Source organism: Vibrio sp. OPT41 (assembly GCF_015163595.1).
Taxonomy (GTDB): Bacteria; Pseudomonadota; Gammaproteobacteria; order Enterobacterales; family Vibrionaceae; genus Vibrio; species Vibrio alginolyticus.
The window spans coordinates 416977-426224 of record NZ_JADDYH010000054.1 but is presented as its reverse complement, the minus strand read 5'-3'; the positions used below and the strand labels follow the sequence as shown (position 1 = coordinate 426224).

At 46.8% G+C, this 9248-nt stretch carries 3 protein-coding genes; 1 reads left to right on the top strand and 2 read right to left on the bottom strand.

What is annotated here, in order from left to right; genetic code table 11:
- A partial coding sequence (locus tag IQP38_RS20650; RefSeq protein WP_193837997.1) for a retention module-containing protein occupies positions 1-7754 on the bottom strand: 7754 nt, incomplete at its 3' end.
- An 861-nt stretch (positions 7755-8615) separates the two neighbouring features.
- Here IQP38_RS20650 and IQP38_RS20645 point away from each other — a divergent pair.
- Positions 8616-8867, top strand: coding sequence for a YgjV family protein (locus IQP38_RS20645; RefSeq protein ID WP_005376619.1), 252 nt, complete (start codon positions 8616-8618; stop codon positions 8865-8867).
- Between the two features lie 88 nt (positions 8868-8955).
- Here IQP38_RS20645 and IQP38_RS20640 read toward each other — a convergent pair whose 3' ends face one another.
- Positions 8956-9237 (bottom strand): DUF2218 domain-containing protein, encoded by a 282-nt coding sequence (locus IQP38_RS20640; protein WP_005376622.1) that lies wholly within the window; start codon positions 9235-9237, stop codon positions 8956-8958.
- Positions 9238-9248 lie beyond the last annotated feature (11 nt).

The window sequence follows — 9248 nt, the reverse complement described above, 5'->3', positions numbered from 1 at the left end:
GTAAATACTGCTTCAGTTCCTGCTGTCGCTTCATAAGTGTAGCTACCGTCGCCGTTTGCGGTTTCAGTCAGCGTGACGGCCACACCTTGTGATGTTAGACCATCAACTGGCGTTGCAGCAGCATCCAATTGGTAGCTTACTACCCCATCAGAGCCTTGCGTTGTAGTGAAGTTGCCATCGATCGAAATTGGATCTGAGCCGTCGGAGCCAATCGTCGCTAAGTCATCTTCATCCACGCGGATTGCGTCTACGTCAGTGATGGTTGGTTTATCATCAACGATGGTGACAGGTAACGTCTTCGATGAGGTGTCGCCATCAAAGTCTGTTGCGATAATCGGGAAGTCGATTTGCAGACTGTCGCTATTCACCGCATGGTCTAGTGGGCCCTGCAGAGTAAAGGTGTAGCTGCCATCTGGCTTCACCACCAATTCAAATACGGCATTGCCATCTGCTGTGGCAGTGTAAGTAAAGCTGCCATCACCATTTGTTGTCTCAGCAAGTACGACAGGCTCACCGTGAGAGGTTAACCCTGCTACTGGATCTGCTGTTGCATCAAGCTGGTATTTAACAACGCTGTCCGAGCCTTCAGTTGTGCTGAAAGAACCCGACATGAACGCATCATCGTTTTGGTCTGAGCCAATTGTAGCGAGATCATCTTCGTCTACTGTCAGTGGAACAACGTTATTAATGGTTGGAACGTCATCAGTAATCGTGACTGGAATGGTCGCGGTCGTCGTATCGCCATCAAAGTCTGTTGCAATGATTGGGAAGTTCAGTACTAACTCGTCGCTGTTTAACGCATGATCCACCGGACCTTCTAGACGGAAGTTGTATGTGCCGTCTGCATTCACGTTCATGGTGAAGACAGGATTGCCATCCGCGGTAGCCACGTAAGTAAAGCTGCCATCGACATTCGCAGTCTCTACCAAAGTAACAGGCTCACCTTGGGAGGTTAATCCCGAAACAGGATCAGAAGTTGAATCAAGTTGGTAACTCACCACTCGGTCTGAGCCTTGAGTAGTAGTGAACGCGCCTTCAACAAACACAGCGTCAGTTTGGTCTGAGCCAATGCCTGATAAATCATCTTCATCCACAGCCAGAGGCACAACATTATCGATGATTGGTGCATCATCCGTAATTGTAACTGGAATGGTTGCCGTGGTCGTATCACCATCAAAATCGGTGGCAATAATAGGGAAATCAATCGTCAGGCTGTCGCTGTTTGCTGCATGGTCAATCGGGCCTTGCAGCGTAAAGTCGTACGTACCATCTGTTGCTACATTCAACGTGAAGACAGGATTGCCGTCAGCGGTCGCAACATAAGTAAAGCTGCCGTCGCCATTCGCGGTTTCCACCAAGATAATCGCCTCACCTTGAGAGGTCAGCCCCGCAACAGGATCTGCGGTTGAATCCAGTTGATAGCTCACCACTCGGTCAGAGCCTTGAGTGGTCGTAAACGCCCCTTCTACGAACAGATCGCCGCCTGGATCTGAGCCCACACCGCTAAGGTCGTCTTCATCAACACTTAACGCATCCACCGCTGTGATGGTCGGTACATCATCAACAATCGTAACTGGAATGGTTTCAGTAACGGTGTCGCCATCAAAGTCGGTTGCGATAATTGGGAAGTTCAGTGTCAGCTCATCACTATCCACCGCGTGATCAATCGGCCCTTCAAGCGTGAAGTTGTAAGAGCCATCAGTATCTACTGTCAGAGTAAATACTGGGTTACCACCCGCAGTCGCTTCATAAGTGAAACTACCATCACCATTTGCGGTTTCTGTCAGTGTGACAGCCACGCCTTGCGAGGTTAAACCGTCCACTGGTGTTGCTGAAGCATCGAGTTGGTAGCTCACCACTCGGTCTGAACCTTGTGTGGTGGTGAAGTTACCATCAATAGAAATCGGGTTGCTTTGGTCTGAGCCAATTGAGGCTAGATCATCTTCATCAACCGTGATTGCGTCGACGTCAGTAATCACTGGCTTATCGTCCACGATCGTCACAGGGATAGTGGCATTTGTGGTGTCGCCATCAAAGTCTGTTGCGATGATTGGGAAGTTGAGTGTCAGCTCATCGCTATCTACCGCGTGGTCGATTGGCCCTTCAAGCGTGAAGTTATAAGAGCCATCAGTGTTCACTGTCAGTGTAAAGACCGACTCGGTGCCTGCTGTTGCTTGATAGGTAAAGCTGCCATCGCCGTTTGCGGTTTCAGTTAGCGTGACTGCCACGCCTTGTGATGTGAGTCCAGCCACTGGTGTTGCAGAAGCATCGAGCTGATAGCTCACTACTCGGTCCGAGCCTTGTGTGGTGGTGAAGTTGCCATCGATTGAAATCGGGCCAGTCTGATCTGAACCAATCGTACCTAAGTCATCTTCATCAACGGTAATCGCATCAACATCGGTAATGGTCGGTTTATCATCCACGATGGTGACTGGGATCGTTTCTGTGGTGGTATCACCATCAAAATCCGTTGCTATGATTGGGAAGTTCAGTGTCAGCTCATCACTGTCTGTCGCATGGTCGATTGGACCTTGCAGCGTGAAGTTGTATGAACCATCCGTATTAACGGTCAGCGTAAATACTGCTTCAGTTCCCGCTGTCGCTTCATAAGTGTAGCTACCGTCGCCGTTTGCGGTTTCAGCCAGCGTGACGGCCATACCTTGTGATGTTAGACCATCAACTGGCGTTGCTGCAGTATCTAATTGGTAGCTTACTACCCCATCAGAACCTTGCGTTGTAGTGAAGTTGCCATCGATTGAAATTGGATCTGAGCCGTCAGAGCCAATCGTCGCTAAGTCATCTTCATCCACACGGATTGCGTCTACGTCAGTGATGGTTGGTTTATCATCAACGATGGTGACAGGTAGTGTTTCTGTCGATGTATCGCCATCAAAGTCTGTTGCGATAATCGGGAAGTCGATTTGCAGGCTGTCGCTATTCACCGCATGGTCTAGTGGGCCCTGCAGAGTAAAGGTGTAGCTGCCGTCTGGCTTCACCACCAATTCAAATACGTCATTGCCATTTGCTGTGGCAGTGTAAGTAAAGCTGCCATCACCATTTGCTGTCTCAGCAAGCACGACAGGCTCACCATGAGAGGTCAACCCTGCTACTGGATCTGCCGTTGCATCAAGCTGGTATTTAACAACGCTGTCTGAGCCTTCAGTTGTGCTGAAAGAGCCCGACATAAACGCATCATCGTTTTGGTCTGAGCCAATTGTAGCGAGATCATCTTCGTCTACTGTCAGTGGAACAACGTTATTAATGGTTGGAACGTCATCAGTAATCGTGACTGGAATGGTCGCGGTCGTCGTATCGCCATCAAAGTCTGTTGCAATGATTGGGAAGTTCAGTACTAGCTCATCGCTGTTTAACGCGTGATCGATTGGCCCTTCCAGACGGAAGTCATATGTACCGTCTGCATTCACGTTCATGGTGAAGACAGGATTGCCATCCGCAGTTGCCACGTAAGTGAAGCTGCCATCGGGATTCGCAGTCTCTACCAAAATAACAGGCTCACCTTGAGAAGTTAAACCTGAAACAGGATCAGAAGTTGAATCAAGTTGGTAGCTCACCACTCGGTCTGAACCTTGAGTGGTCGTAAATGCGCCTGCCACAAACACTGCGTCAGTTTGGTCTGAGCCAATACCTGATAAATCATCTTCGTCTACAGCCAGAGGCACGACATTATCAATGATTGGTGCATCATCCGTAATCGTGACTGGAATGGTTGCCGAAGTCGTATCACCATCAAAATCGGTGGCAATAATTGGGAAATCAATCGTCAGGCTGTCACTGTTAGCTGCATGGTCAATCGGGCCTTGCAGCGTAAAATCGTACGTACCATCTGTTGCGACATTCAACGTGAAGACAGGATTGCCGTCAGCGGTCGCAACATAAGTAAAGCTGCCGTCGCCATTCGCGGTTTCCACCAAGATAATCGCCTCACCTTGAGAGGTCAGCCCCGCAACAGGATCTGCGGTTGAATCCTGTTGATAGCTCACCACTCGGTCAGAGCCTTGTGTGGTTGTAAACGCCCCTTCAACGAACAGATCGCCGCCTGGGTCTGAACCCACACCGCTAAGGTCGTCTTCGTCGACACTCAACGCATCCACCGCTGTGATAGTCGGTACATCATCAACAATTGTGACTGGAATCGTTTCTGTGACGGTGTCGCCATCAAAGTCGGTTGCGATAATTGGGAAGTTCAGTATCAGCTCGTCACTACCCACCGCGTGATCAATTGGCCCTTGTAGCGTGAAGTTATAAGAGCCATCAGTATTCACTGTTAGCGTAAAGACTGCTTCAGAGCCCGCTGTTGCTTCGTAGGTGAAGCTGCCATCACCGTTTGCAGTTTCAGTTAATGTGACAGCCACGCCTTGCGATGTTAAACCGTCAACTGGTGTTGATGTGCCATCGAGTTGGTAGCTCACCACTCGGTCTGAACCTTGTGTGGTGGTGAAGTTACCATCAATAGAAATCGGATTGCTTTGGTCTGAACCGATTGACGCTAGATCATCTTCATCAACCGTAATGGCATCCACGTCAGTAATAACTGGCTTATCGTCCACGATCGTCACAGGGATAGTGGCGTTTGTGGTGTCGCCATCAAAGTCGGTCGCGATGATTGGGAAGTTCAGTGTCAACTCATCGCTATCTACTGCATGGTCAATTGAACCTTCAAGCGTGAAGTTATAAGAGCCATCAGTGTTCACTGTAAGCGTAAAGACCGCTTCAGTACCCGCTGTCGCCTCGTAAGTAAAGCTTCCATCGCCGTTTGCGGTTTCAGTTAGCGTGACTGCCACGCCTTGTGATGTGAGGCCGTCAACTGGTGTCGAAGAAGCATCGAGCTGATAGCTCACTACTCGGTCCGAGCCTTGTGTGGTGGTGAAGTTGCCATCGATTGAAATCGGGTCAGTCTGATCTGACCCAATCGTGCCTAAGTCATCCTCATCAACGGTAATCGCATCGACATCGGTAATGGTCGGCTTATCATCCACGATGGTAACAGGCAGTACGATTTGGCTTGTGTCACCATCGAAATCAGTAGCAATAACATTAAAATCGAGGGTTAAGCTGTCGCTATTTGCCGCATGGTCAATTGGACCTTGCAGCTCAAAACTGTACGAGCCGTCGGTATTCAAAATTAATGTGAAAACTGCACTGCCATTTGCCGTTGCGCTGTAGGTGTAACTGCCATCTGCATTTTGCGTTTCGGCAATGGAAACGGTTTGACCTTGAGATTGCAGGCCATTTAAAGAATCAGCGTTTACATCCAACTGATACTGTACGACGCCATCAGAACCTTGAGTTGTCGTAAACTGACCTTCGACCAGCGTTGACTGTGATTGGTCAGAGCCTACCAAACTTAAGTCATCTTCATCGACGGTAAGAGCGACAACGTCATTAATGGTTGGCACATCATCGGCAATGGTTACCGGTAGAACAAGTGAACTGGTGTCACCGTCAAAGTCCGTTGCGACAATAGTGAAGTCTAGAGTTAAGCTATCGCTACCCACAGCATGATCGATTGGACCTTCAAGGGTAAATGAATAAGAACCGTCAGGGTTCACTTGTAAGGTGAAGATAGCGTCCCCTTCTGCCGTTGCAGAATAGGTAAAGCTGCCATCTGAATTGGTTGTTTCCGTCAGAGAGATAGATCGCCCCTGCGATTCCAACCCATTGAGTGGATCAGTGCCGCTCTCTAATTGATAACTTACAACACGGTCTGAGCCCTGAGTCGTCGTGAAGCTACCTTGCGCGAACACAGAGTCGCTTTGATCGGAGCCAATGCTTGATAAATCGTCTTCATCGACGGCTAGCGCATCAACGCCATCAATCGAAGGAACGTCATCTTGAACTTGAATGACAATTTGCGCAGCTTCTGGTGTGTTCGAACCTTCGGTAATAGAGGAGCGGTCACCATCCGCATCTACCGCGTAAACTGGCAGTGAGAAAGTGAGCGAGTCATCGTTAGCACCCGTATGGTCAAGTTGTTCATACAAGTTGAATTGGTATTCGCCCAATGCAGGTGCATCAATCGCCACATCAAATACGGTAATACGCACACCATCCAGCTCGATGAAGCCTTCGTAAGTACGTACGCCGTTACTCTCGGACGCTAGTTCTAGTTGAACAACCTGCCCTTGAGATTGGAGTTCTCCACCAACATTGAACTCTGTAGGTTCCAACTCATAGTGATCAATGATGTCACTTCCGACCGCTGTCGTGATCGACCCAGTACCACTTGTTACTGCCGCGCCTGCCTGTGAACCTTGGTCAACCCCCGCCTCATCTAAAGACAAGCCCGTCACGTTCTCAATCACTGGGTTATCGCCATCGAGGATGGTCATCGTAAAGGTGTTGCTTGCCGTATCTTGGTCGAAATCGACGATTGTGGTTGGCAAAGAGAGCTCAATCGTATCTTCACCGTTTGTTTGTTCTAACGGCTTAAATTGCTCAAATTGGTAGGTACCATCAGTATTCAACCTGATGGTTAAGACGGTCTCATTCGAGCCCGCAATGGACAAGGTGATAGTACTGCCGTCTTCAGAGAGTACCGCTTCTGTCGCCTGATTATCACTCAGTAGGCCATCGAACTGACTAAGTCCTTCTTGATTAAACGTGACCGTTGCCAATTGATCACTACCAATATCAACAAAAGTGCCAGTAATTGGTGTAGAAGAAGATTCAACGTTTTCAAAAGTAACGTTCTGCGGCGCAGGATCATCGCCATCAATAACGGTTGTCGTAAAATCGATAGGCGCTTGAATGCTATTACCACCAATATCTGCGCCTGTAATGTCAAAAGCGATATTGATTTGATCACCGACGATAGATACTTGGCCATCAGCGATGGACGCCACATGGTCAATACCCTGGCTAATCGTGGTAACGACCTCTAACTCTAAATCACGGCCTAAAGATGTCGCTTCGATCTCGATACGAAGCACTTCGTTACCACCTTGAGTGCCGATAATGGCATTTTGCGCTTCGTCGTAAACAAACGCCACTGGCTGACCACCAGAGGTAATGTCACTATTTAACTCGGTTAACAAAGACTCTAATGAGGACGTTTCAGGTACAAATGAAGCAGTATCAAGTGCGAGATCCCCTGCTTCAACCAGCACACTAGAAGAAATGGTTTGCGGGTAGCTAGATAGAGAAATTGAGCCTTCTGTTACGCTAGATTGCAGTGACTGCCCACCATCAGCAAAAATCGTGACATTCAAACCGTCATCTTCGTCGCGATCATCTTCTCCGCTGCGAGTCGCAGACGTTTCAAAAAAAGTAGAAGCGAGTACTTCCGGGTTATTATATTCAACCGTCACGTAGCCAGCATTAGCCGAGCCTTCAGCACCTGCGCCAGCAGCTGTTGCTTCTAAGATAGCGGTAGGGTCAGCTCCGTCTAAAATAGCTTGCTGGATAGCGGCAATATCGTTGGCGTCGAAGTCAGCACTTCCAATAGCCGTTGGGTCAAAAGTCACTAAGCCATTAACTGGAGATTGTACCAATACTGGTTCTAACGGTTCAGAAGAAGGCACAGGAAGACAAGCAACACAATTTGCATCGACCAGATAAAGCTCATTATTTATCTGTACGTCGAGAGAAGCATTATTTTCTGTGATAATAATCTCGCCAGGTCTTAACTCATCCCCCGCTTTTATGACCTTAACGTTTCCATCCAGGCCCAAAACCAAAACTTCACCTTTGACAGCATTTACAATCGCGCTCTGCGGTACCGTGTGCGTACTCATCTGACCTCCGCTAATGGCTTACGTTTCCCATTAACCTTTTTAGATAATTTCTTATTAATTTAGTGCGGCATACTGCACACCTTTATACGATTAAACTAAGTATTGAATCATTAAACAATCGATAAATACCCTACTACCAAGCAACATAAGTAAAACTTACTCGTAGTCACAGAAATGTGACACATGTGCTGACGCGTAGATATCGAATAATTATATGAAATTGATACCTTATTCTGATTAAGTGTAGTTGTTTTAAGAAAAGAAGAGAGATGAAATCATTCAGCTAAACGCCAGACTGCCGGTTGCGATCAATAATGGAAGAAAAGCAATGAGAATGTTGTATACACCGGAGCGTGATGACAGCTTAATCAATATCGGTGACGAAAAAAACGTAACGATTAAATATTGAACAACATAAATTGCAGGACAAAATGCAACGATAAAAAAGTGGCTTACGATATGAATCCCCGCACACCACGAGTTCGGTTTTGTTCTGATATACAGCAAAAAAAACACGAGCAAGCTAATAATAAAATACATAAACACAGCACTTGAAAATAATTATCATTTTCAATGATATGTAAATATTCCCTTACTTTCAATGGTGTTTGAGCTATTAATGTCATCGTTATTATCAATCAACACAATAAGTAAAATTATCAGTAATTCCAGTCCTAAACGTTTGCGTAATCGCTAACCTTCTCTTAACCTTGATTTGAGGCTTTTATCACGGTTTTTCCATTGATATAGTGCGTCCTTACAACAAAAAAAGACCATTCGAGGCATGGAGCTTCCTCATTAATCTCAAGATGAGAAGAATTGGTACCGACAAAATTCGGCAGATTTTAAGAGGGTCAAAAAATGGACATGAATATGGTTGAGATTTTAGGTTATGCAGCTTCAATCATGGTCGCTATTTCGCTAACTATGAAAGATATTGTTAAGCTTCGTATCCTTAACTTTATTGGTTGTGCGCTATTTACCGCTTACGGACTAATGATTGATTCTTGGCCTGTAGTATTAACTAACGGTTTTATTGCTTGCGTTAACATCTACTTCCTAGCAAAAATGCAGCAGGAAAAAAAAAGCCTAGAGCCTGAGAAAGCGCAATAGCATTCAAACAATAAAAGCCCGCAAATCATAAGATTGCGGGCTTTTGCTTTTAATATTCCACTTCTATCACAGCATCCCTAAACGAGCGCTAACGAACCCAGCTAAGTGCTAATGTTTCTCGACGAGAAAACATGTCCACATGCGATGAAATGATCGCCTTAACCGTATTCAGTTTCTCTTCTGAATCCGCCTCACAGGTTATAGTTAGGCTAGATGCACAAAGGTTAAACTCCGCTTTTCCCGTCGGAAATGTCACCAAACCGCTATTTTCATTCCAAGTAGCAGGAACCTTTCGTCCAAAATGCCGACAAAGCGTCACTAAGTATTTGTCAGCGTGTTCACTATCTATTCGGGTGCTTTCTTTAATCATGAACTTACTCG

Coding starts and splice junctions, on each gene's coding strand:
- IQP38_RS20645 (WP_005376619.1), top strand. CDS start 8,616: ATGGACATGAATATGGTTGAGATTTTAGGTTATGCAGCTTCAATCATG.
- IQP38_RS20640 (WP_005376622.1), bottom strand. CDS start 9,237: ATGATTAAAGAAAGCACCCGAATAGATAGTGAACACGCTGACAAATAC.